Raw genomic sequence first — 23,588 nt, 5'->3', positions numbered from 1 at the left:
GAACCACTTCGGGTCCGGGCGGCGCCTTTTTGCTGGGGGTGTGGCGGCCGGGCGCGGTCGTCGGGGGAGGGCCGGCCCGACGCTTTAGCGCATCAGCGCCGCAGGCTGCGGCTGAGCTCCGCGGCGGCCTCGAGGATCTCGTCGGCCCACAGCGCCCCGGGCGAGGGCTTGAGGCGCTCGGCCACGCCGGACAGCGAGATCACGGCCACCGGCTCGCCCTCGGCGTCGAAGACGGGGGAGGAGAGGCTGGCCAGCCCCACCTCGCGCTCGGAGACCGACTCGGCCCAGCCGCGGCGGCGCACCTCCTCGAGGTCCGCCTCGCTGAACTCGGCCTCGGGTAGCACGCGCTCGCGCAGCTCGTCGTCCCCGTAGGCGACGAAGACGCGGGCGGCCGAGCCGGCGGTTAGCGGCATGCGCGTGCCCACGGGTACCGTGTTCTGCAGCCCCGCCTCCGGCTCGCGGGCCGCCACGCAGGTGCGGGTGGTGCCGGTGAGCCGGTAGAGCTGGACGGACTCGTTGGTGGCGTCCTTGAGCTGGTCCATGACGGGTTCGGCGGCGTCGATAAGTTCGTCGCGCCCCGTGGCCAGCTGCTCGAGCATCGGGCCGGGCATCCAGCGCCCGTCGCCGGCGCGGCCGAGGAGGCGGTGCGTCTCCAGCGCGGTGGCCAGGCGGTGGGCCGTGGCCCGCGGCAGTCCGGTGTCGTCGCACAGTTCGGCGAGCGTGCGCGGTTCGCGCGAGACGGACGTCAGGATGGCGACCGCGCGATCGAGGACCTTGATCCCGGATGAGTTGAATTGTCCCATGCCACGATACTAGCATCTCATTTAGCGGAACTTTCCGCTTGTGGCGTAGGTCTCGGATCACCGGAGGCCACCTGCAGTTTCCCGTCTGGTGAGAGAGAAAGCGTGTGAGGACATGAGCGACAAGCTGACGCTGGCCGAGAAGGTCTGGCATGATCACGTCGTCGCCCCCGGGGCGGACGGCGAGCCCGATTTGATCTACATCGATCTCCAGCTCCTCCACGAGGTCACCAGCCCGCAGGCCTTCGAGGGGCTGCGCATGAGCGGGCGCACGCTGCGCCGGCCCGACCTGCACCTGGCCACCGAGGACCACAACGTGCCCACCGTCGGTGTGGTCGGCGGCAACCTGCTGGACATCAAGGACCTGACCTCGCGCACCCAGGTGGCCACCCTGCGCAAGAACTGCGAGGAGTTTGGCGTGCGCCTGTACCCGATGGGCGACGTCAAGCAGGGCATCGTGCACACCGTCGGCCCGCAGTCCGGCGCGACCCAGCCCGGCATGACCATCGTGTGCGGCGACTCGCACACCTCGACCCACGGTGCCTTCGGCTCCATCGGCATGGGCATCGGCACCTCCGAGGTCGAGCACGTCATGGCCACCCAGACGCTGAGCCTGAAGCCCTTCAAGACCATGGCCGTCGAGGTCTCCGGCACCCTGCGCGAGGGGGTGACCGCCAAGGACATCATCCTGGCGATCATCGCCAAGATCGGCACCGGCGGCGGCCAGGGCCACATCATCGAGTACCGCGGCGAGGCGATCCGCAAGCTGTCGATGGAGGCGCGGATGACCATCTGCAACATGTCCATCGAGGCCGGCGCGCGTGCCGGCATGATCGCCCCGGACCAGACCACCTTCGACTACCTGGAGGGCCGTGAGTTCGCCCCGAAGGGCGCCGACTGGGACGCCGCCGTGGCCTACTGGAAGACCCTGCCCACCGACGAGGGCGCCGAGTTCGACACCGTCGTGCACATCGACGGCGACGCCCTGACCCCCTACGTCACCTGGGGCACCAACCCCGGCCAGGGCCTGCCGCTGGGCTCGAGGGTCCCGGACCCGGAGGACTTCATCACCGACGCCGCCAAGGCCGCCGCTGCCAAGGCCCTGAAGTACATGGACCTGACACCGGGCACCCCGCTGCGCGACATCGCCATCGACACCGTCTTCCTGGGCAGCTGCACCAACGCCCGCATGGAGGACCTGCGCCTGGCCGCCGGCGTGCTGCGCGGGCGCCACATCAACCCCAACACCCGGATGCTGGTCGTGCCCTCCTCGGCCGAGGTCAAGCGCCAGGCCGAGGAGGAGGGCCTCGACGAGGTCTTCCGCGCCGCGGGTGCGGAGTGGCGCACCGCCGGCTGTTCGATGTGCCTGGGCATGAACCCGGACCAGCTGGCCCCCGGCGAGCGCTCCGCCTCGACGTCCAACCGCAACTTCGAGGGCCGCCAGGGTCCCGGCGGGCGCACCCACCTGGTCAGCCCGCTGGTCGCCGCCGCCACCGCCGTGGCCGGCCACCTGGCCGCCCCCGCAGACCTGTAGACCGCACGCCGAGAACCCAGGGAGAGATAACCATGGAGAAGTTCACCACCCACGCCGGCGTCGGCGTGCCGCTGCACGCCTCGAACGTCGACACCGACCAGATCATCCCCGCCGTCTACCTCAAGCGCGTCGCGCGCACCGGCTTCGAGGACGGGCTCTTCGCCAGCTGGCGCAAGAACGACCCCGACTTCGTGCTCAACCAGGAGACCTACGCCAACGGCTCCGTGCTCGTCGCCGGCCCCGACTTCGGCACCGGCTCCTCGCGCGAGCACGCCGTGTGGGCCCTGAAGGACTACGGCTTCCGCGCCGTGTTCTCCCCGCGTTTCGCCGACATCTTCCGCGGCAACGCCGGCAAGTCCGGCTTGCTCGCCGGGATCATGGAGGAGACCGACGTCGAGCTGCTGTGGAAGCAGATGGAGCAGGAGCCGGGCCTGAAGCTGACGGTCAACTTGGAGGACCGCACCGTCACCGCCGGTGAGCGCGTCTACCCCTTCGACGTCGACGACTACACCCGCTGGCGCCTGATGGAGGGCCTCGACGACATCGGCCTGACTCTGCGCCAGGAGGACAAGATCGCCGCCTTCGAGGCCGCGCGCCCGTCCTTCAAGCCCGCGGTGCTCTGATCGCCCGGTGACCGACAGGCGACTGGACTACCTCGAGCTCGACGTCTTCGCCACCGGGGCCTTCACCGGCAACCCGGTCGGCGTGGTCGCCGGCGCCGTAGCCTTGAGCGACGCCGAGATGGCGCGCATCGCCGCCTGGACCAACTTCTCGGAGACGACGTTCCTGCTCGAGCCCCGCGAGCCGGGTGCGGACTACCGGGTGCGCATCTTCACGCCCACCGAGGAGTTTCCCTTCGCCGGGCACCCCACACTCGGCACCGCGGCCGCCTGGCTGGAGCTCGGCGGCACTCCGGCGCGCCCCGGCACGGTGGTCCAGGAGTGCGGCGCCGGCCTGGTCGAGGTGCGCACCGGCACCGACGAGCTGGCCTTCGCCACCCCGCCGCTGCGGCGCACCAGGCCCCTCGACGACGCCGAGCTGGAGCAGGTCACGGCCGCCTTCGGACTGGCGCGAGACGAGATCGCCGCGCACGCCTGGGGCGACAACGGCCCGGGCTGGCGGCTCATCCAGCTCGCCGACCCGGCCCGCCTCGATTCGCTGGTCCACCCCGGCCCCGGCGGCCCCAAGGTCGGGTTCATCGCCCTGACCGGCGAAGACGCGCCACTCTACCGGGTGCGCGCCTTCACCCCGAACTTCGAGGACCCGGTCACCGGCAGCCTCAACGGGGCCGCGGCCCAGTGGCTGCGCGCCCGCGGCCTCGCACCGTTGCGCTTCACCGCCGCCCAGGGCGCCCACGTCGGCCGCGCCGGCGAGGTGTGCCTCACCGACGACGGCACCGCCATCTGGGTCGGCGGGCGCGTGCGCACCCGCGTGCGCGGCACGCTGCGGGTTTAGAGAAGAGATTTCCGACGCCCCGACCCGGGCGGGTTAGTCCCCGCCGGCGTCGTCGCCGCCCGCTGCGCCACTGCCGTCCCCGCCCGGGGCAGAGCGGCGCTCGGGCAGGAAGGCGGCGATCCCGAGCGCGATCCCGCCGAGGACCATGCCCGCCATGCCCGTGATGTTGATGGTGGTCGGGGCCGCCGTGATGAAGGAGACCGCGGAGGCCGCGACCACCAGGCCCGCGACCAGGGAGACCACGCCCGAGGAGGTACGTCGCCCGGGCTCGCGCAGCGCGGGGATCGAGCTGAGCGCGGTGAGAAGGCCGAGGGGGACCGAGGAAAACATCAGGACTCGCACGACGGCGAGGTTCATGATGAGCACCCAGACCCCGAGGGCGGCGAGCGCGGTCAGCGCGCTGAGGATCTTCCTGGGCATGTCGGGGCCTCCCGGAGGTCGACGGCTTCGGAGGGCTGGCGCCCGAGGCTACTTGGCGGGCAGGGGGCTCGCCAGGTAGTCGGCGCCGACCAGGCGGCCGTCGGCGAAGGAGAGTACCCAGCAGCTGGCCTTCTTCGACTCCGCGTCGGAGTCCAGCGGCAGCGTGCCGTTGGCCGAGAGCCAGGCGATCATGTCCGGGATGATCAGGCCCTGGCCGACGATGACGGGCACCCCGCCCCGCGCGACGACGTCGGTGAACGCCTTCTGCGCGCCGGTCATGTTCTCCAGCCAGCCCTCGTCGCCGAAGGCGCGGTCGACGATGACGTCCACGCCGAGCTCGTCGGCCAGCGGCGCGGCGGTCTGCCGGCAGCGGTCCGGCTCTGCGGAGTAGACGGCGGTGGGGTGGAAGGGCAGCAGCGCCGGGATGAGCATCTCGGACTGGCGGCGGCCCTTCTTGTCCAGCGGGCGCTTGAAGTCGTCGCCGGCCCAGTTGCGGCGCTGGTGCGCGCGGGCGTGGCGCACGTAGAGCACGCGGGTGTCCACCCCGGCGGCGATGCGCTTGAGCGCCTTCTCCAGCACCCTGCGGTCCACCGCGTAGCTGAGCAGCTCGGCGGCCTCGTCGAAGGGCAGCCAGCGCAGCTCGTCGACCTCGTTGTTGGCGGTGAACTCGCCGGAGACCACCGAGGCCGTCCAGTAGTAGACGACCTTGGTGCGGTCGCCGACCGGGTAGGTCACCGTGCCCACGAGCTTTTCCAGGCGGGGCTCCAGGCCCGTCTCCTCGAGGATCTCGCGGTGCGCGGTGGTCGGCATGGCCTCGCCCGGGTCGACCTTGCCCTTGGGCAGCGACCAGTCGTCGTAGTGGGGGCGGTGCACCACGGCGGTCTCCCAGGCGTCGGCGCCGGTGGCGTCCTCGGCGGCGTCGGCGCGCCGACGGTAGAGCACCGCGCCGGCGGCGAGCGTGGCCCGCTTGAAATGCTTGGCGGGGTCGCGCGGGATGCGCTGGTACCTGCCGTCGACGAGCAGTTCGGCGGCGGAGTCCTTGTCCTCTTCGTGCAGTGCCATGTACCTATTTCTACCCCGCCCGGCCCCGCACGCGCGCGTCGGTGACCGTTATGCTGGGGAAGCGATCCGCACCGCTATTCATTTTGGCGGTCCTGCGACAGCTGGAGAGCGAACCGACGGAAAGGAGGCGGCCGTGGTCAACGTCGCCGTGATGGGGGCGGGTTCCTGGGGGACCACCCTGGCGAAGGTCTTCGCCGACGCGGGCAACACCGTGCGCCTGTGGGCGCGCCGCGACGAGCTCGCCCGCGCGATCACCGAGACCCACGAGAACCCGGACTACCTGCCCGGCATCCGTCTGCCCGAGGCCGTCACGGCCGGCAGCGACGACGCCGCCGCGCTCGAGGGCGCGGACATCGTGGTGCTCGGCGTGCCCAGCCAGACGCTGCGCGAGAACCTCTCGCGCTGGCGCGACGCGATCCCCTCCGACGCGACCGTGGTCACCATCTCCAAGGGCGTCGAGTCCGACACCTACCTGCTGATGAGCCAGGTCGTCGAGGAGGCCGGCGAGGTGCCGCGCGAGCGCATCGCCGTGCTCACGGGCCCGAACCTGGCCCGCGAAATCGCCGAGGAGCAGCCCGCGGCCACCGTCATCGCCTGCGCCGACGAGACGCGGGCGAAGTTCGTCCAGGCCGCCGTGGCCACCGGGTACCTGCGGCCCTACACCAACACCGACGTCACCGGCTGCGAGATCGGCGGCGCGTGCAAGAACGTCATCGCCCTGGCCTGCGGCATCGCCGCCGGCCGCGGGCTGGGCCAGAACACCCTGGCCACCGTGATCACCCGCGGCATCGCGGAGATCACCCGCCTGGGCGTGGCCCTCGGCGCCGACGCGCGGACCTTCTCCGGGCTCGCCGGCCTCGGCGACCTGGTGGCCACCTGCACCTCGGACCTGTCGAGGAACCGCAGCTTCGGCGCCCGCCTCGGCGAGGGCGGCACCCTGGCCGAGGCCACCAAGGCCACCCACGGGCAGGTCGCCGAGGGGGTGATCTCGTCGCGCTCGATCTTCGAGCTGGCGGGCACCCGCGGCGTCGAGATGCCCATCACGCAGGCCGTCTTCGCCGTGTGCCACCGCGGCATGGACGTGCGCGACATGATCACCGCCCTGATGGGGCGCTCCAAGAAAGCAGAGTGAACTTGAGCCAGACCACCACCGTCGCCGTGCTCTACGGCGGCCGCTCCACCGAGCACAACATCTCCTGCATCTCCGCCGGGGCGATCATGTCCCACCTCGACCCCGAGCGCTTCGAGGTGGTCCCCGTGGGCATCACCCGCTCCGGCAAGTGGGTCGCCGGCACCCGGGACCCGGAGGCGCTCAAGGCCCACGACGGCGAGCTGCCCGAGGTCACCGACGGCGAGGAGGTCGTCCTCGCCGTCAACCCCGAGCGCGCCGGCCAGCTGACCTTCCTCGACGGGCGCCGCTACGCCGACGTCGACGTCGTCTTCCCCGTGCTGCACGGCGTCTTCGGCGAGGACGGCACCATGCAGGGCCTCTTCGAGCTCTCCGGCGTGCCCTACGTCGGCCCGGGCGTGCTGGCCTCCGCCTGCGGCATGGACAAGGAGTTCACCAAGAAGGTGCTCTCCGCCGCCGGACTGCCGGTCTCCGCGGGCACCGTGCTCGCCGCCGGCCAGACGCTCTCGGATGAGGACCGCGAGGAACTGGGCCTGCCCGTCTTCGTCAAGCCCTCCCGCGGCGGCTCCTCGATCGGGGTGTCGCGGGTGACCGACTGGGCCGACCTGGACGCCGCCCTCGAGGAGGCCTTCGCCGACGACGACAAGGTCCTCGTCGAGGCCGAGACCGTCGGCGCCGAGGTCGAGGTCGGCGTGCTCGAGCGCCCCGACGGCACCGTCGTCGCCTCCGTGCCGGCCAGGCTGACCGGCACCGAGGACTCCGACGAGGGCTTCTACGACTTCGACGCGAAGTACCTCGACGACGTCGTGCACGCCGAGATCCCCGCCCAGATCGGCGAGGAGACCACCGAGCGCCTGCGCGAGATGGCCGTGACGGCCTTCACGGCCCTGGAGTGCTCGGGCCTGGCGCGCGTGGACTTCTTCGTCACCGAGAACGGCCCGGTGCTCAACGAGGTCAACACGATGCCCGGCTTCACGCCGATCTCGATGTACCCGCAGGTCTTCCGCGCCGTCGGCGTCGGGTACGCCGACCTGTTGGCCACGCTGATCGAGACCGCCCGCGCTTGAGGGACACCGCCTCAGCCACCGAGGCAGAGTAAAGGGGCCGCGCCACCGGCGCGGCCCCTTCAAGCGTGTCTGGTCCAGTAGCCCGATCTACCCGGCCGCCTTGAGCGCGTCGCTCAGGGCGACCAGCACGCCGTCGGCGCCGGCCGGGGGAGTGGAGACCGCGACGACCTTGTCCAGGCCCAGCGCGTAGAGCGTGTCGCCCTCGGAGAACCAGTTGACGCCGTTGATCTCGGTGACCTGCCCGCCCGGCGCGTAGGACTCCGGCATGGCCACACCGCAGACGGCCACCACCGGCGGCAGCCCACGCGCGGCCCAGTGGGCCCGCGGGGCCTCGGCCTCGACGCGGCGGTAGTCGCCCATCTCGTCGGGCAGCGCGGCGAGCACCTTCTCGCAGCCCTCGGCCTCCGGGGTAACCACATCGGCCAGCGGCAGGGGGTTCTTCTCCACCGCACCGGCCGGCAGCGCGGCGACGGTCTCGGCGAGGTCCGCCGTCGGGTCGAAGCCCTCGGCGGTGACGGCCACGACCGCGGAGCGGTCCACCGAGTACCAGGTGGTCAGGTCCGTGTCCGGGTCGGTGACCGGCAGCCACTCGACGCCGCCGGTCTCCTCGGTCTCTGCGCCCTCGGTCCACTGCGCGGGAGCGTCGACACCGCAGCGCAGCGTGACGCGCTCGGTGGAGGTCTTCGACCAGGCGGCCGCGCCCGCCGGGGCCGGCTCGGCCAGCTCGGCGCGGTCGTAGTCGCCCAGGGATTCCGGAAGGTCCTCGATCAGCCCCGTGCACTCGGGGGAGTCGGCCTGCTCGGCGGGCAGGTCCGGCAGCGCGACCGGCTGGTCACCTGCGCGTTCGAAGACGACGCGGGCTCCGATGAGCACGCCGACGACGAGAACGACCGCCAGTACCAGGGCCGCGTAGACAGGTGTGCGGCTAAATTGGTTCGTGTCGCCCATGGGCAACCAGTCTAGCGGTTTGCCTCCCGGGTCCAACTTTAGGAGGAATTGAGACCGTGGCCACCACCTTCCCCGCCCGTTTCACGGGACCGACCGTCGCCGAGCTGGGGGAGAAGGCGGTGATCCGGGAGATCGTCGCCCAGGCGCCCTCGGAGTTCAACGGCGACGACGCCGCGGTGCTCTTCAACGCCCCGCCGAACTCGCGCACGGTGGTCACCACGGACATGGCCGTCGAGGGCCGCCACTTCCGCCTCGAGTGGTCCACCCCGGAGGAGATCGGCGGCAAGGCGATCATCCAGAACTTCGCCGACGTCGAGGCCATGGGTGCGCGCCCCGTCGCCGCCGTCCTCGCCGTGGCCGCCCCGACCAACACCCCGGTCAGCTTCCTGCGCGCACTCGCCCACGGCATCGGCGAGCGCGTCGTCGAGTTTTCCGCGGACCTCGTCGGCGGCGACATCGTCGCCGGCGAACAGCTGACCGTCTCCGTGACGGCCATCGGCTCGCTCGGCGGCAGCCTGCCCGCGCTGACCCTGGACGCCGCCCGCTCCGGCCAGCAGCTCGTCGCCGCCGGCCGCATCGGCCACTCCGCCGCGGGCCTCGCCCTGCTCGAGCGCTACGGCCGCGAGGTGCCGAAAGGCCTCGAGGTGCTCCGCGACGCACACACCAGCCCGCGCATCGACCCGACCCGCGGCATGATCGCGCGTTCCACCGGCGCGACCGCGGCCACCGACAACTCCGACGGCCTGATCGTGGACCTGACCACGCTGGCCGCCGCCTCCGGGGTGGCCATCGACCTTGACAGTGACGCCATCGCTCCGGACGCGGACATGATCCGCGCCGGCGAGCTGACCGGCACCGACCCCTGGGAGTGGGTGCTCACCGGCGGTGAGGACCACACCATCCTGGCCACCACCGCCGGGCCCGCCCCCAGCGGCTTCCGCGTCGTCGGCCGGGTGACCAAGGGCTCCGGTGTCACCGTCGGGGGAGAGCGGCCCGCCCACTCCGGCGGCTGGGTAAGCTTCTAGAGACCATGAGTCTTCCCGTCCACCCCTCCTGGCAGCCCGTCCTCGCCGACGTCGAGGACCGAGTCCACGAGATCGGCAAGTTCCTGCGCGCGGAGAACGCCGCCGGGCGCGGCTACCTGCCGGCCGGGACCGACGTGCTGCGCGCCTTCCAGTACCCCTTCGACGAGGTCAAGGTCCTCATCGTCGGCCAGGACCCCTACCCGACGCCAGGGCACGCCATGGGGCTGTCGTTCTCCACCCAGCCCGGCGTGCGCCCGCTGCCGCGCTCCCTGGCCAACATCTTCACCGAGCTCCACGACGACCTCGGGATCGACCGCCCCGAGGACGGCGACCTGACCGCCTGGTCGCGCCAGGGCGTGGCGCTGTTCAACCGCGTGCTGACCGTGCAGCCGCGCAAGCCCGCCTCGCACCGCGGCAAGGGCTGGGAGGAGGTCACCGAGACCGCCATCCGGGCGCTGGCAGGCCGCGGCCTGCCGCTGGTGGCCATCCTGTGGGGCCGCGACGCGCAGAGCTGCGCGCGCTTCCTCGGTGACACCCCGCGGGTGGAGTCCCCGCACCCCTCGCCGCTGTCCGCTCACCGCGGCTTCTTCGGCTCGCGCCCATTCAGCCGCGCCAACCAGCTCCTCGTCGACCAGGGCGGCCAACCCGTCGACTGGCGGCTGTAAGGTTGGGATCCATGACCGCCCCCGCACGCCTCGACGGCGAGACGCTGCTGCGCTGGTCCCGTCGCGCGGTGGCGGAACTGGCCAGCAGGCGGCGGGAGATCAACGAGCTCAACGTCTTCCCCGTCCCCGACGCCGACACCGGCTCGAACATGGCGCACACCATGAGCGCCGCCCTCGAGGAGGCCGAGAAGCTCGACGAGCACGCCGCCGCCCCCGCCGTGGCCGCCGCCCTGGCCACCGGGGCCGTCAAGGGCGCGCGCGGCAACTCCGGGCTCGTGCTCTCCCAGGTGCTGCGCGGCATCGCCGAGGCCGCCGGACGCGGCGAACTCGACGGCACCGCCGTGGCCGAGGCCCTGCGCATCGCCCTCGTGCTCGTCGACCGCGCGATCTCCGAGCCCGTCGAGGGCACCGTGATCACCGTGCTGCGCGCCGCCGGCATCGCCGCCGCGGAGCAGACAGAGCTTGCCGACGTCGTGCGGGCCGCCGTCGCGGCCGCCCGAACGGCCCTTGCGCAGACGCCGTCGCAGTTGAAGGCGCTGCGCGACGCCGGCGTCGTCGACGCCGGCGGGCGCGGCTTCGTCATCCTGCTGGAGTCGCTGGCCGAGGAGCTCGCCGGCGCCGAGGCCCCCGAGGTGTCCGCGCCCGAGTCGCACGGCCGGCCCGCCTACCTGGAGGTCATGTGCCACATCTCCGGCACCGACCTCGATGCGCTCGAGGAGCGCCTGGCCGCGATGGGCGACAGCCTCGTGCTCGCCCGCGACGGCGATCACGCCGCCGGGGTGCACATCCACACCCGTGCCGCGGGCTCCGTCATCGAGGCCCTCTTCGCCGCCGGCACCGTCACCGCGCTGCGCCTGGAGGTGCTGCCCGAGCAGACCCAGGCCCCGCGCCGCGCCGTCATCGCCGTCACCCCGGCAGGCCCCGTGGCCGATCTCTACCGCGAGGCCGGCGCCGCCGTGGTCACCCCGCCGGCGCCCGAGGGCGACGACGACATCGTCTCCGCGATCGCGCGCACCGTGCGCACCAGCGGCGCCGACGAGGTCATCCTGCTGCCCAACGGGCTGCTCAACCACCGCGAGCTCGTCTCCGTCGAGCGCGCCGGCCACGCCTTCGAGCAGGAGATCACCCTGCTGCCCACGGCCCGGCTGCTCTCCGGCATCGCCGCGCTCGCGGTCCACGACCCCGGCCAGCCGGTCGGCGTGTCCGCCTACGTCATGCAGGAGGCCGCCGCCGGCATGCGCACCGCCGTGCTCGTGCGCGCCGAGTCCGCCCGCCTGACCCCGGCCGGGCCCTGCGCCCGCGACGACGTCCTCGTCCTCGAGGGCGAGACCGTCACCGCCGTGGCCGAGGACGTCGCAGAGGCCGTCGAGTCCACCTGCCGCCGCCTGCTCTCCGCCGGCGGCGAGCAGGTCAGCCTGCTGCTGCACGAGTCCGTCGATCTCGACGAGCTGGAGCTCGCCGAGCGCCTCGGCGTCGACGTGATGGCCTTCCCGGCCGGCGACATCGACGAGCTGGTCGAGATCGGCGTGGAGTGACGCCGTGCTCGGGTGGAGGGACCAGCGGCCGCTGAAGGAGATCCTGCCGGCCCGGCTCTCGCGCGGGCTGAAGCGATCCCTCGGCTACGAGACCGCCGACCAGCTGTGGGCGCACCTGCCGCGCGCCTACTCCGTGTCGGGCTCGGCGGTGAACCTCGACGAGGTCGAGGCCGGCGAGATCGTAACCTGCGTCGCCCAGGTCATCACCGTCAAGACCCAGCAGCTGCGCCGCCGCTCCGCCAAGGAGCGCCCCCGGTTCCTGAGCAAGGTGCTCGTCACCGACGGCACCTCGCACATCGAAGTCACCTTCTTCAACAGCCCGTGGGTCGCCGAGCGCCTGCTGCCCGGCACCCGGGCGATGTTCTCCGGCAAGCTCTCCTTCTTCCGCGGCCAGGTCCAGCTGCAGCACCCGAAGTTCATCGAGCTGCCCGGCGCCGCAGGCGCCGGCGACGGTGACGGAACCGTCGCGGCGACGGACGCGACGTCGTCAAGCGGCACGGGCAAGAACAAGGACGAGGACGCCGACGCCGAGATCCGCCGCCTGCTCGCCCAGCAGCGCCACCTGCCCGTCTACCCGGTCAAGCAGGGCATCACCTCGTGGCGCATCCTGCAGGCCGCCGACTGCCTGCTGCGCGCCACCGAGCCGCTGGACGAGCCGCTCGACCGGGTGCCGGAGGGGCTCATCGGCTTCGACGCCGCCGTGCGCGGGGTGCACCTGCCCGGGCCCGAGGGGCCTGAGGCCGCCGTGCGCCGGCTGAAGTACAACGAGGCGTTCACCCTGGCGTGCGTGACCGCGCTGCGCCGCGACGACAACCGCCGCCTCCACGCCGTGCGCTGCGCACCCAGACCCGACGGCCTGGTCGACCGGCTGCTCGCGGGCCTCGGCTTCGAGCTGACCGCAGGCCAGCTCGAGGTGCTCGGCGAGATCTCGGCGGACCTGGACTCCACCGAGCCGATGTCGCGGCTGCTGCAGGGCGAGGTCGGCTCGGGCAAGACGCTCGTCGCGCTCGCCGCGATGCTGCAGGTCATCGACAACGGCCACCAGTGCGCCTTCCTCGCGCCGACCGAGGTGCTCGCCGCCCAGCACGCCCGCTCGCTTGCGTCCACCCTCGAACGCGCCGGCCTGGACGTCACCGTCCGCCTGCTCACCGGCAGCATGTCCGTGGCCGAGAAGCGCGCCGCCCTGCTGGCGGCCGTCACCGGCGAGGCGGATATCGTCGTGGGCACCCACGCGCTCTTGCAGGACACCGTCGAGTTCTTCCGCCTGGGCCTGGCCGTGGTCGACGAGCAGCACCGCTTCGGCGTCGAGCAGCGCGACCGGCTGCGCCTCAAGGGCGGGCACCCGCACCTGCTGGTCATGACGGCCACCCCGATCCCGCGCACCATCGCGATGACCGTCTTCGGCGACCTGGAGGTCTCCACCCTGCGCGAGCTGCCGTACGGGCGCCGCGACGTCAAGAGCTTCCTGGTGCGCCGCGACCAGGCCAACTGGGTCGCCCGCGTGCCCGGGCGCATCCGCGAAGAGGTCGCCGCCGGCGGGCGCGCCTACGTGGTCTGCCCGCGCATCGAGAAGGAGGGCGGCGTCGAGGACGTCGCCACCAAGCTCAAGCACGGCGCGCTCAGCGGGCTGCGCATCGGTGTCCTGCACGGGCGCATGCGCCCCGAGGAGAAGGAGCGGGTCATGGCGGACTTCGCCGCGGGCCGGGTCCAGGTGCTCGTCTCCACCACGGTCATCGAGGTCGGCGTCGACGTGCCCGAGGCGACCGTGATGCTCATCCGCGGCGCCGAGCACTTCGGCGTCAGCCAGATCCACCAGCTGCGCGGGCGCGTCGGCCGCGGCGCGCGCCCCGGCGTGTGCTTCCTCTACACCGAGTCCGAGCAGCCGCGCGTGCTGCAGCGCCTGGCCGCGGTGGCCGACACCGACGACGGCTTCGCGCTCGCCGAGCTCGACCTCGAGCTGCGCCAGGAGGGCGACATCCTGGGCGCCAGCCAGTCGGGCCGCAACAGCCTGCGCCTGCTGGACATGAAGGCCGACCGCGACCTCATCGAGCTGGCCCGTGCGGAGGCGGACGCCCTGGTGGCGCGCGACCGGGGACTCGCCGAGAGCTTCGCCGCGGAGATCAACCCGGACAGCCAGGACTACATCGAGAAAAGTTAAGCTTGTGCCCATGGAGATTCACGCACCCTTCGCCGGAACCATCCGGTATCACGTCGCCGTCGGCGACACGGTCGAGACGGGCGACCACCTGGCGACCATCGAGGCCGCCAAGCTGGAGGCGAGCGTCAGCGCCCCGGGCCCCGGCGTCGTCACCGACGTCGACCGCGAGGACTTCACCGATGTGGGCGGCGGCGACCGCATCCTGACCCTGGGCGAGCGGAAGTAATGCCGCGCATCGTCGCCGGCGCCGCCCGCGGCCGCAGGCTCGCCGAGGCGCCCGAGGGCACCCGACCCACCGCCGACCGTGCGAAGGAGGGCCTGTTCTCCTCGCTGGAGTCCCGCTTCGGCGTCGAGGGCCGCCACGTGCTCGACCTCTACGCCGGCTCCGGGGCGCTGGGACTCGAGGCGCTCAGCCGCGGTGCCGCCGAGGCCGTCCTCGTCGACTCCTCGGCGGCCGCCTGTTCCGTCGCGCGTACCAACGCGAAGGCCGTCGGTCTTCCCGGGGCGCTCGTCGAGCAGGAGGACGTCTTCGCCTACCTGCGCCGCGCGCCGCGCGGGCGCTTCGACATGGTGCTCGCCGACCCGCCCTACGACGTGCGCGCCTCCACCGTGCGCAAGGTGCTGGCCGCGCTCGAGCCTGTGCTTGCCGACGTCGCGGTGGTCGCCGTGGAGCGCCGCGCCGCCGACGAGGAGACCACCTGGCCCGAGGGGTTCACGCCGACGGGCCAGAAGCTGAAGAAGCGCACCTACGGCATCGCGCGCATGGACGTCGCCGTCTTCGAGCGCGCCGAGAGCTGAGCGCGGGTGCCGTTGAACTGACTTTTCCGAACGAGGAAGCCGAGAGAGCCGTGAAAGCCGTCTGCCCCGGGTCCTTCGACCCGATCACCCTGGGACACCTGTCCATCTTCGAGCGTGCCGCCGCGCACGTGGACCAGCTGACGGTGCTGGTGACCGCCAACCCGAACAAGAACACCGGGCTGTTCACCGTCGACGAGCGCATGGAGCTCATCCGCCGCGCCGTCGAGCACCTGCCCAACGTCGACGTGGACACCTGGGGCGGCCTGCTGGTCGACTACACCACCGCCCACGGCGTCGACGCCCTGGTCAAGGGGCTGCGCTCCTCGCTGGACTACGACTACGAGCTGCCGATGGCGCAGATGAACCGGCGGCTCAGCGGCGTGGAGACCTTCTTCCTGCTCACCGACGAGAAGTACGGCTACGTCTCCTCGACGCTGTGCAAGGAGGTCGCCCGCTACGGCGGCGACGTCTCCGGCCTGATGCCCGAGCACGTCGTCGAGGCCGTCCGCGCGAAGTACCGCGGGGAGACCTGATGGTCGGCGCCGGGGCGACGGTGTTGGCGGTCCTGCTGGTCACGGTGGTCTTCGGCTGTGCCATGCAGCGGCTCTCCGGCATGGGCCTGGGCCTGGTCGCAGGCCCGGTGGTCAGCCTGCTTTTGGGGCCGGTGGAAGGCATTCTGGTGGTCAACGTGCTCGCGGTGGTCAACGCGGCCCTGATCACGGCGACGACGTGGCGCAACATCGATCTGCGGAAGTTCCTCACGGTCGGCTCCACGATGGTCCTGGGCGCGGTGCCGGGGGCGCTTGTGATCCGGGCGATCTCGACGGACCTGCTGCAGGTGCTCGTCGGCGGCACGTTGCTCGTGGCTCTCGCGGTGGTCACCTTCGGTCTGCGCTGGGTGCCCACCCCGCACGGGCGTTTTCCAGCGCTGGTCGCCGGCGCGGTCGGGGGCTTCATGAACACGTTGGCCGGCATCGCAGGCCCGGCGATCACGGTGTACGCGCAGGCCGCCCGTTGGGACCACCGGATCTACGCGGCGACGCTGCAGCCGCTGTTCGTGGTCGGGGGAGCGCTCTCGGTGATCATCAAGCTGGTCACCGGCGCCGGTTCGCTGGGGGTGGTCAACCCGTGGATCTGGCCGGTGGGATTGATCGGCATGGTCGTCGGCATCGCGTACGGCGCGCGGCTGTCCCAGGTGGTTCCCAAGGACAAGGCGCACGCCCTGGCGCTCGCGCTGGCGGCGCTCGGCGGGCTGGTGGTGCTCGTGCGCGGCGGCGTCGGACTGCTCTGACCGGCTGAGCGACACCTGCGGCAACCCATAACGAACGGGTAACGATTAGTTCCAAGCGATTGCGGTGCAGGTAACAATAGCGGACGCTTGTGGTGGCCGCCCCGTTGGGGCGGGGCGGCCACGGAAGACGCTCACCGATCGAGAAAGGAATCGCAATGAGCGCCAAATCTACAATAGCAACCGTCACGGCTGGAGCTGTGCTTTTGGGCAGGAGTGGCTGTGTCCGCCGCGGCGGACGAACTGCCTGGCCCGGTGGAGATTGCACCCGGGGTGACGCAGGAGGTCCTCTCTGTTGATGACCACGGGGCTCCGACGTCGGGCAGAGTCACGATCGACACGGAGATTGCGCCTGAGGGGGATCTTTCAGGGTATGTTGAACGCAATCGTGAAGGTGCCACGCTCTTTGCTATGCCAGGTACTACTACCGAAAACGTCGGTGGCGGCACTTGGCAGTACGGGTGGAACCTGGTGAACTTCACGGAGAAGCACTGCTTTTCCCACTACATGCACCGCACCAAGAACCACGGTGCCACGGTCACCATGGGTGGCCGAACCAACAATTCCACTCAACCTGGGGGGAAATGGGCAAAGGCCACGCTGACTGGTGGCGTGACCTCCGGTACCTGCCACTCTTACTGGAACGCCGGCTGATCGCGTGTCCGTAGGGGTCTGCTTCCGCGGGCTCGAACCTACAAGGAGGAAGGAATACTTCGATGTCGAAGGGCGTGATGAAGCCGGCGGAACTCATCCGGCGGCTAGAGGCGATCTTGGAGCGGCACCGGGAGGCTCTGGCGACACTCGAGCGGTTTGAGGCGGATCTCTGGGGCATGCTGGACGTCTGTGACTTTACGGACAGCGAGAACCAGCTGCGCTATCCGGAGCTGTGGGACCACGGGCTGAGTGACCAGAAGCTTGAGCCTGTCGGCGATACTATTTCTCTCATCCGGGACGAGATCCGGGACATCGAGGAAAAGTTCATCTTCGAAGCCAAGGTCGCCGCCCTCCGTGAGTCCCAGTGACCCACGGGTTCGCAGTCGAATCGAGCCGTGTCAAGTCCCCTGTTGCGGGGCCTGACACGGCTCGTTGCGTTGTCGGGTTGGTCTACTTCAACAGGCTCGACAGGAACGCCTGGGTGCGCTCCTCGCGCGGGTTGTCCAGCACCTCGGCCGGGGTGCCGCGCTCGGCCACGCGGCCGTCGGCCATGAAGACGATCTGGTCGGCGACCTCGTGGGCGAAGCCCATCTCGTGGGTGACCACGAGCATGGTCATCCCCTCGGCGGCCAGCTCCTTCATCACGCGCAGCACCTCGCCGACCAGCTCCGGGTCCAACGCGGAGGTCGGCTCGTCGAAGAGCATCAGCTTCGGGCGCATGGCCACCGCGCGCGCGATGGCCACGCGCTGCTGCTGACCACCCGACAGCTGCGCCGGGTAGGCGTCGGCCTTGTGCGCCAGGCCCACCATGTCGAGCAGCTCCCGGGCCCGGCGCTCCGCCTCGCCCGCGTCGACGCCCTTGACGTGCACCGGGGCCTCGGTGATGTTCTCCAGCGCGGTGCGGTGGGGAAAGAGGTTGAAGTTCTGGAAGACCATGCCGATGTCGGCGCGCTGGCGGGCGGCCTCCTTCTCGGAGATCTCGTAGAGGGTGCCGTCCTTCTCCTTGTACCCGATCAGCTCGCCGTCGACGTAGAGCCGCCCGGCGGTGACCTTCTCGAGGTGGTTCACGCAGCGCAGAAACGTCGACTTACCGGAGCCGGACGGGCCGATCAGGCAGGTGACCGAGCCGGCCGGCACGGTCATGTCGATGCCCTTGAGCACCTGGAGCTGGCCGAAGGACTTGCACACCTGCTGCGCGTCGATCATCGGGGTCGCGGCGCCGGCGGCGTGGTTGTTGCTGGGCTGGGTCACTTCTTGGCCTTCCGTTCCGGTTCGGGGATGACGGTGACGTTTCCGGGCAGCGTGCCCTCGGCGTCGGCGAGGGCGGCCAGCTGGCGGCCGGTCAGTTCGCGGGTGGACCCGCGCTCGTAGTACTTCTCCAGGTAGTGCTGGCCGATCATGAACAGCGAGGTGATCACCAGGTACCAGGTGGCCGCCACCAGCAGCATCGGCACCGGCTCGAACAGCGCGTTGGCGATGTCGAGCGACCGGCCGTAGAGCTCGTGGGTGTAGGGGATGGCCACGACCAGCGAGGTGGTCTTCAGCAGCGAGATGAACTCGTTGCCCGTCGGCGGGATGATGATGCGCATCGCCTGCGGCATCACCGTGCGCCGCATGGTCATCCACCAGCCCATGCCGAGGGCCTTGGACGCCTCCAGCTGGCCCTCGGGCACGGCCTGGATGCCGGAGCGGACGATCTCCGCCATGTAGGCCGCCTCGTTGAGGCCGAGGCCGAGCACGGCGAGCAGGAACATGTTGCTCAGCACGGACTCGACGCTGATCTCCACCGGGCCGACGGCGATGACCTGGTAGATCGACCCCAGAAGGCCCCAGAAGACCAGCTGGACGTAGATCGGGGTGCCGCGCCAGACCCACAAAAAGCCCCAGGAGACCACCCGCAGCACCGGGTTGGGCGACATGCGCATCACGGCCAGCAGCACGCCGCCGACCACGCCGAGGACCATCGCCAGCGTCGTGATCGCGATGGTGTGGCCCGCAGCGGTGATGATGCGGGTGTCGAAGAGGTAAGCGAAGTAGGTGTCCCAGCCGTAGGCCTCGTTGGTGGCCGCGCCGATGAGGAACCAGGCGGCCAGCCCGACCACGATCGCGGCGGTCACCCAGCGGCCCGGGTGCTTCAGCGGCACCGCGCGGATGGGCGCGGGCTGAGTCTGTGCGGTTTCAGTCATCGGATATCAGCCGGTTCCTCGTTGATCAGGGCCTGGTCGACCAGGCCGTCGGTGATGTTCCACTGCGCCAGGATGCGCTCATAGTCGCCGGAGTCGATGAGCACCTGCATGGCGGCGGCGATCGCGTCGGTCAGCTGCGAGCCCTTCGGGGTGGCGAAGCCGTAGGGGGCGGCGGCGAAGACCTCACCGGTGGTGGTGATCTTGCCGTCGGCGCGCTCGATGGCCCAGGCGGTGATCGGGGAGTCCGCGGACAGGGCGTCGGCGCGGCCGACCACCAGGGCGGTGGCGGCCTGGTCGGCGGTCTCGTAGGACAGGATCTCGATCGGCTTCTCGCCGCGGGCCTCGCACTCGGCGGACTTCGGGCGCACGTCGTCGGTCTCGGCGACCGTGGTGCGCTGCACCGCGACCGTCAGCCCGCAGGCGTGGTCCGGGTCCACCGGGGGCTCACCGGACTGCTGCGCCCACTGGATGCCGGCGTAGAGGTGGTCGATGAAGTCGAAGCCCTGGCGGCGCTCCTCGGTGTCGGTGAACCCGGTCGCGCCGAAGTCGATGGTCCCGCCGTTGATCGCCGGCAGGATCATGGCGAAGTCCTGCTGGCGGATCTCCAGGTCGAGCCCCATCACCGAGGCCACGGCGGCGGCGAGGTCCATCTCGAAGCCGATGATGTTGCCCTGCGAGTCCTTGAACTCGAAGGGGGCGAAGGGCGGGTTGGTGCCGATGGAGATGGAGCCGCGGGCGGCGATCTCCTCGGGGACCAGCGCCTGCACCTGCGGGTCGGCCGGGGGAGTGATCTCCTCCCAGCCTTCGGGGTGGCCGGTCTCCTCGTTGGTCACGCACGCGCTCAGGCCGAACGCGCACGCCAGCGCGGTGAGCACACCGGCGAGGGCGCGCAGCGGGCGGCGCAGCGTTGAGGCGGTCATGGGTCAGGCCTCCGGTTCTTTCTGGGTGACGACCTTCGAGCCACGCGACTCCAGGACATGGTCGGTGATCAGCAGCGCGGCGACGACCGCCGCGCCGGCCGCGACGGCCAGCAGCACGGGGCCGACGTTGCCCGAGGGGGCCAGCAGCGTGGCGTCGTCGTCCTGCCAGGGCCACAGCGCGCGCAGCGAGCCGGCCATGAGCCCCGCCATGACAGTAAGCGTCACCGTCCGGTGCTCGGACATCAGGTGGTCCAAAACGCGCACGAAGAGCACCAGGCCGAGCAGCGCGCCGAGGGCGAAGGTGATGATCACCGGCCACTCGCGCGCCGAGAGCGAGCCCATCACCGGCTGGTAGAGGCCGAAGGCCAAAAGCAGGAAGGAGCCCGACAGGCCGGGCAGCACCAGGGCGCACACGGCGATCATGCCCGCGAAGAAGAGGACGACCAGCGAGGGGTCCTCGCGCGGGGCGGAGGTCACCCCGGTGCCGAAGAAGGCCGCCGCGGCGCCCAGGAGGAAAAGCACCACCAGCAACGGCAGGCGCCGGCGGACGTGCCGGCGGTCCATCATGCCGACCGGCACGAGCAGGGAGACAGCGACCATGCCGAGGAAGAGGCCACGGGCGACCTGCGGGTGGCCGTCGACGAAGCCGTGCAGCACGGAGGACATGGTGAACACGGCGGTGACCATGCCGATGCCGACGGCGGCCAGGAACAGCCAGTCGATGCGGCGGGCGGCCTCGCGGGTGCGCTCCTTGGCCAGGTCGAGCAGCAGGCTGCCGTTGTGCAGGGCACGCTCGTAGATGCCGACGATCAGGGCGACGGTGCCGCCCGAGATGCCGGGCACGAGCTCCGCGAGGCCGATCAGGCCGCCGCGGACGACGTCGAGGACGACGGATACCGGACGGGACATCTAGCGCACCACGCTCCCGGGAGGGCGGGTCATGGACAGGGGGCGACGCACGGCTACCTCCAGTTTCGGGCGGATCTTGACCCGACCAGCCTAGCAGCGTGACCCCACGGCCCAGCGCCGCCGCGCCGGAGGGGACGCGCCCACGGCGACCGGCGCGGCGTCGGCAAGCGGGGCGGGCCCCAAGCGCCGAAAAGCGCCGCACGTGGTGCGGCGCCTCCGGCGGTGCCCCCGGTGGGAATCGAACCCACACATCCTCGCGGATACCGCATTTTGAGTGCGGCGCGTCTACCAGTTCCGCCACAGGGGCCTGCCGAAGAATGCTAGCGCACCGGGCCCGCGCGGAATAAACGCGGCTGTCTAGACTGGGCGGGCGTGACGGAACGACTGCTGCTCATCGACGGCCACTCCATGGCCTTCCGCGCCTTCTACGCTCTGCCGGTGGAGAAGTTCTCCACCTCCGGCGGCCAGCACACGAACGCGGTCTACGGCTTCCTGTCCATGCTCGCCGGCCTTTTGCGCGACGAGGAACCCACCCGCATCGCGGTCGCCTTCGACGTCGGGCGCCACACCTTCCGCACCGACCTCTTCCCGGAGTACAAGGCCCAGCGCGAGGCCGCCCCGGAGGCGTTCCGCGGTCAGGTGGACATCATCCGCGAGGTGCTGGGCACCCTCGGCATCACGACGCTGAGCGTGGACAACTACGAGGCCGACGACATCCTTGCGACCCTGGCCACGGCCGCCGACGGCGACGAGGCGCTCGGCCAGACGCTGATCGTCACCGGCGACCGCGACTACCTGCAGCTCGTCGACGAGAACACGACCGTGCTCTACCCGACGAAGGGTGTCTCCACGCTGCACCGCTTCACCCCGGAGGCCGTCGAGGAGAAGTACGGTCTCACTCCCGAGCAGTACCCGGACTTCGCCGCGCTGCGCGGCGACCCCTCCGACAATCTGCCGAAGATCCCGGGCGTGGGCGAGAAGACCGCGCAGAAGTGGATCCTCAAGTACGGCGACCTCGAGAGCCTGCTGGACAACGCCGACGAGATCACCGGCAAGACCGGTGACAACCTGCGCGAGCGCCTCGACCAGGTGCGGATGAACCGCCGGCTGACGCAGATGGTCACCGACCTCGACCTCGGGGTCAAGCCCGAGGAGTTGACTTTCCGCGAGGCGAAGGTGGCCGAGGTGGCCGCCAAGTTCGACGAGCTCGAGTTCGGCACCCAGCTGCGCGAGCGCGTGCTCGCCGTCGTGCCGAACGACGACGGCGAGCTGCCCGCCGACGACACCCCCGACGCCGTCACCGTCTCCGACGACGGCGTGGCGTGGCTGGGCGAGCGCCCGACCGCGCTCGACTTGGTGGGCGAGGAGACGTTGGTGCTTGCCGACGTCGCGCGCAGCGCCGTGGTGCTGGAACTGGCCGACCTGGACGCCGCCGAGGAGGCCAGGCTCGCCGAGTGGCTCGCCGGCGACTCGCCCAAGTTCGTCCACGGCGCGAAAGACCTCATCCACCGCCTGGCCGAGCGCGGCTTCGAGCTCGGCGGGCTGGCCCACGACACCCTGCTGGCCGCCTACCTGCTGCACCCCGGCCAGCGCACCTACGCCCTCGACGACGTCTACCAGCGCCACCTGCGCCGCTCGCTCGGCGAGCGCGACGTCGACCGGGCCGCCGCAATCCTCGAGCTCTCCGCCGAGCTGGTCGAGGAGCTGCAGGGCATCGACGCCTACGAGCTCTACCTCGACATGGAGCTGCCGCTGGTGGGCATCCTGGCGCGCATGGAGTCCACCGGCATCGCCGTGGACATCGACGTGCTGCGCGAGCAGCTCGCCGGCTTCGAGGACTCCGTGGCCCACGAGGAGGAGGCCGCCCGCGAGATCGCCGGCGACCCGGAGCTGAACCTGTCGAGCCCCAAGCAGCTCCAGGTCGTCCTCTTCGAGACCCTCGGCATGCCCAAGACGAAGAAGACGAAGACCGGCTACTCCACGGCGGCCAAGGAGATCGAGCAGCTGGCGGTCAAGCACCCGCACCCGTTCCTCGACCACCTGCTGGCCCACCGCGAGTACCAGAAGATGAAGTCGACGCTGGAGGGCCTGATCAAGTCGGTCGGCTCCGACGGCCGCATCCACACCACCTTCCACCAGACGGTCACCTCGACCGGCAGGCTGTCCTCGACCGACCCGAACCTGCAGAACATCCCCGTGCGCACCCCGGCCGGGCGCAAGATCCGCTCCGCGTTCACCGTCGGGCCGGACTTCGAGAGCCTGGTCACCGCCGACTACTCGCAGATCGAGATGCGTGTCATGGCGCACCTCTCACGTGACGCCGGGCTGATCGAGGCCTACCGCGGCGGCGAGGACCTGCACAACTTCGTCGGCTCGCGCGTCTTCGACGTGCCCGTCGACCAGGTGACCCCGGAGCTGCGCCGGCGCGTGAAGGCCATGAGCTACGGCCTGGCCTACGGGCTGTCGGCCTACGGGCTCTCCCAGCAGCTGGGCATCGCGCCCGGCGAGGCGAAGTCCATCATGGACAGCTACTTCGAGCGCTTCGGCGGGGTCAAGGACTACCTCGGGGGCGTGGTCGAGGTCGCCCGCCGCGACGGCTACACCTCCACCGTCTTCGGCCGGCGCCGCTACCTACCCGAGCTGGCCAGCACCAACCGCATCGCCCGCGAGAACGCCGAGCGCGCCGCCCTCAACGCCCCGATCCAGGGCACGGCCGCCGACATCATCAAGGTCGCCATGATCCGCGTCGACCGGGCCCTGCGCGAGCGCGGGCTCTCCTCGCGGGTGCTGCTGCAGGTCCACGACGAGCTCGTCGTCGAGGTCGCCGCCGGTGAGCGCGAGGAGGTCACCGACATCCTGCGCGCCGAGATGGACGGCGCGATCGAGCTGCGCGTGCCGCTGGAGGTCAGCGTCGGCGTCGGCGAGAACTGGGAGGCCGCCGCGCACTAGGCGCCGCGGCGACTTCGTCACCGCGGCCGTGAAAACTGACGCCGCGGCCGGGGAAGCAGACACCGCGGCCGGGGCCGGGTGCCGGG

Annotated in this window: 24 protein-coding genes and 1 tRNA gene; 16 read left to right on the top strand and 9 right to left on the bottom strand. The window is 71.2% G+C overall.

Going from position 1 to position 23,588, the window contains the following annotated elements:
• Positions 1-92: 92 nt before the first annotated feature.
• The gene (locus tag QP119_RS08380; protein WP_284775240.1) at positions 93-803 is read right to left on the bottom strand and encodes an IclR family transcriptional regulator; all 711 of its coding nucleotides are present in this window, start codon (positions 801-803) and stop codon (positions 93-95) included.
• Positions 804-915: 112 nt separating this feature from the next.
• Between QP119_RS08380 and leuC the strand changes: the two genes are divergently transcribed.
• Genes leuC through QP119_RS08365 form a run of 3 tightly spaced genes read left to right on the top strand, consistent with a single transcriptional unit; the run spans position 916 to position 3,789 of the window.
• Positions 916-2,334, top strand: a complete 1,419-nt coding sequence (gene leuC, locus QP119_RS08375; protein WP_284775237.1) for a 3-isopropylmalate dehydratase large subunit — start codon at positions 916-918, stop codon at positions 2,332-2,334.
• 32 nt (positions 2,335-2,366) lie between these two features.
• Positions 2,367-2,957, top strand: a complete 591-nt coding sequence (leuD, locus tag QP119_RS08370; RefSeq protein ID WP_284775236.1) for a 3-isopropylmalate dehydratase small subunit — start codon at positions 2,367-2,369, stop codon at positions 2,955-2,957.
• A gap of 7 nt (positions 2,958-2,964) precedes the next feature.
• Positions 2,965-3,789, top strand: a complete 825-nt coding sequence (locus tag QP119_RS08365) for a PhzF family phenazine biosynthesis protein (RefSeq protein WP_284775233.1) — start codon at positions 2,965-2,967, stop codon at positions 3,787-3,789.
• 33 nt (positions 3,790-3,822) lie between these two features.
• On the opposite strand, the gene QP119_RS08360 is transcribed toward QP119_RS08365, so the two are convergent.
• Positions 3,823-4,209, bottom strand: coding sequence for a hypothetical protein (locus QP119_RS08360; protein ID WP_284775231.1), 387 nt, complete (start codon positions 4,207-4,209; stop codon positions 3,823-3,825).
• Between the two features lie 48 nt (positions 4,210-4,257).
• Complete coding sequence (locus QP119_RS08355; RefSeq protein ID WP_284775229.1) at positions 4,258-5,271, bottom strand: NUDIX hydrolase; 1,014 nt, start codon at positions 5,269-5,271, stop codon at positions 4,258-4,260.
• A 133-nt stretch (positions 5,272-5,404) separates the two neighbouring features.
• On the opposite strand from QP119_RS08355, the gene QP119_RS08350 reads away from it, so the two are divergent.
• Entirely contained in the window at positions 5,405-6,403 is a 999-nt protein-coding gene (locus QP119_RS08350) for an NAD(P)H-dependent glycerol-3-phosphate dehydrogenase (protein WP_284775227.1), read from the top strand.
• 2 nt (positions 6,404-6,405) lie between these two features.
• Positions 6,406-7,467, top strand: a complete 1,062-nt coding sequence (locus tag QP119_RS08345; RefSeq protein ID WP_284775225.1) for a D-alanine--D-alanine ligase family protein — start codon at positions 6,406-6,408, stop codon at positions 7,465-7,467.
• 87 nt (positions 7,468-7,554) lie between these two features.
• Here QP119_RS08345 and QP119_RS08340 read toward each other — a convergent pair whose 3' ends face one another.
• Positions 7,555-8,415, bottom strand: a complete 861-nt coding sequence (locus QP119_RS08340) for a DUF3515 domain-containing protein (protein WP_284775223.1) — start codon at positions 8,413-8,415, stop codon at positions 7,555-7,557.
• A gap of 56 nt (positions 8,416-8,471) precedes the next feature.
• Here QP119_RS08340 and QP119_RS08335 point away from each other — a divergent pair, with 56 nt between their 5' ends.
• The 10 genes from QP119_RS08335 to QP119_RS08290 all read left to right on the top strand — a co-directional run bounded on the left by QP119_RS08335 (position 8,472) and on the right by QP119_RS08290 (position 16,906).
• Positions 8,472-9,440 carry a thiamine-phosphate kinase gene (locus QP119_RS08335; RefSeq protein WP_284775222.1) on the top strand — a complete coding sequence of 323 codons (969 nt, stop codon included), beginning with the start codon at positions 8,472-8,474 and terminating at the stop codon, positions 9,438-9,440.
• A gap of 5 nt (positions 9,441-9,445) precedes the next feature.
• Positions 9,446-10,105, top strand: coding sequence for a uracil-DNA glycosylase (locus tag QP119_RS08330; RefSeq protein WP_284775220.1), 660 nt, complete (start codon positions 9,446-9,448; stop codon positions 10,103-10,105).
• Between the two features lie 11 nt (positions 10,106-10,116).
• The gene (locus tag QP119_RS08325) at positions 10,117-11,640 is read left to right on the top strand and encodes a DAK2 domain-containing protein (protein ID WP_284775218.1); all 1,524 of its coding nucleotides are present in this window, start codon (positions 10,117-10,119) and stop codon (positions 11,638-11,640) included.
• Between the two features lie 4 nt (positions 11,641-11,644).
• A complete protein-coding gene (locus QP119_RS08320; protein ID WP_284775215.1) occupies positions 11,645-13,798 on the top strand; it encodes an ATP-dependent DNA helicase RecG in 2,154 nt (717 codons plus the stop codon).
• A gap of 10 nt (positions 13,799-13,808) precedes the next feature.
• Positions 13,809-14,024: an acetyl-CoA carboxylase biotin carboxyl carrier protein subunit gene (locus QP119_RS08315; protein WP_284775213.1), complete on the top strand. Its 216-nt coding sequence runs from the start codon at positions 13,809-13,811 to the stop codon at positions 14,022-14,024.
• Positions 14,024-14,596 carry an RsmD family RNA methyltransferase gene (locus QP119_RS08310; RefSeq protein ID WP_284775211.1) on the top strand — a complete coding sequence of 191 codons (573 nt, stop codon included), beginning with the start codon at positions 14,024-14,026 and terminating at the stop codon, positions 14,594-14,596. The genes QP119_RS08315 and QP119_RS08310 overlap by 1 nt, the downstream gene beginning before the upstream one ends.
• 50 nt (positions 14,597-14,646) lie before the next feature.
• Positions 14,647-15,129, top strand: coding sequence for a pantetheine-phosphate adenylyltransferase (coaD, locus tag QP119_RS08305; protein ID WP_284775210.1), 483 nt, complete (start codon positions 14,647-14,649; stop codon positions 15,127-15,129).
• A complete protein-coding gene (locus tag QP119_RS08300; protein WP_284775208.1) occupies positions 15,129-15,887 on the top strand; it encodes a sulfite exporter TauE/SafE family protein in 759 nt (252 codons plus the stop codon). Before coaD ends, QP119_RS08300 begins: the two co-directional genes overlap by 1 nt.
• A gap of 270 nt (positions 15,888-16,157) precedes the next feature.
• Positions 16,158-16,538 (top strand): lactococcin 972 family bacteriocin, encoded by a 381-nt coding sequence (locus QP119_RS08295; RefSeq protein WP_284775207.1) that lies wholly within the window; start codon positions 16,158-16,160, stop codon positions 16,536-16,538.
• A gap of 62 nt (positions 16,539-16,600) precedes the next feature.
• On the top strand, positions 16,601-16,906 hold the full coding sequence (locus QP119_RS08290) for a hypothetical protein (protein ID WP_284775205.1): 306 nt from the start codon (positions 16,601-16,603) through the stop codon (positions 16,904-16,906).
• A gap of 82 nt (positions 16,907-16,988) precedes the next feature.
• On the opposite strand, the gene ehuA is transcribed toward QP119_RS08290, so the two are convergent.
• The 5 genes from ehuA to QP119_RS08265 all read right to left on the bottom strand — a co-directional run bounded on the left by ehuA (position 16,989) and on the right by QP119_RS08265 (position 20,860).
• Positions 16,989-17,744, bottom strand: coding sequence for an ectoine/hydroxyectoine ABC transporter ATP-binding protein EhuA (ehuA, locus tag QP119_RS08285; protein ID WP_284775245.1), 756 nt, complete (start codon positions 17,742-17,744; stop codon positions 16,989-16,991).
• Positions 17,745-17,785: 41 nt separating this feature from the next.
• A complete protein-coding gene (locus QP119_RS08280) occupies positions 17,786-18,724 on the bottom strand; it encodes an amino acid ABC transporter permease (protein ID WP_284775203.1) in 939 nt (312 codons plus the stop codon).
• The gene (locus QP119_RS08275; protein WP_284775201.1) at positions 18,721-19,644 is read right to left on the bottom strand and encodes an ABC transporter substrate-binding protein; all 924 of its coding nucleotides are present in this window, start codon (positions 19,642-19,644) and stop codon (positions 18,721-18,723) included. Before QP119_RS08275 ends, QP119_RS08280 begins: the two co-directional genes overlap by 4 nt.
• A 3-nt stretch (positions 19,645-19,647) precedes the next feature.
• Positions 19,648-20,553 carry a DUF368 domain-containing protein gene (locus tag QP119_RS08270; protein WP_284775199.1) on the bottom strand — a complete coding sequence of 302 codons (906 nt, stop codon included), beginning with the start codon at positions 20,551-20,553 and terminating at the stop codon, positions 19,648-19,650.
• 223 nt (positions 20,554-20,776) lie between these two features.
• Positions 20,777-20,860 (bottom strand) — tRNA-Leu (locus QP119_RS08265).
• A 65-nt stretch (positions 20,861-20,925) separates the two neighbouring features.
• On the opposite strand from QP119_RS08265, the gene polA reads away from it, so the two are divergent.
• The gene (polA, locus tag QP119_RS08260; RefSeq protein WP_284775197.1) at positions 20,926-23,502 is read left to right on the top strand and encodes a DNA polymerase I; all 2,577 of its coding nucleotides are present in this window, start codon (positions 20,926-20,928) and stop codon (positions 23,500-23,502) included.
• Positions 23,503-23,588 lie beyond the last annotated feature (86 nt).

Origin of the sequence: Corynebacterium frankenforstense, from assembly GCF_030211955.1 — a bacterium.
Taxonomy (GTDB): domain Bacteria; phylum Actinomycetota; class Actinomycetes; order Mycobacteriales; family Mycobacteriaceae; genus Corynebacterium; species Corynebacterium frankenforstense_A.
This window is presented reverse-complemented; position numbering and strand designations above follow the sequence as displayed.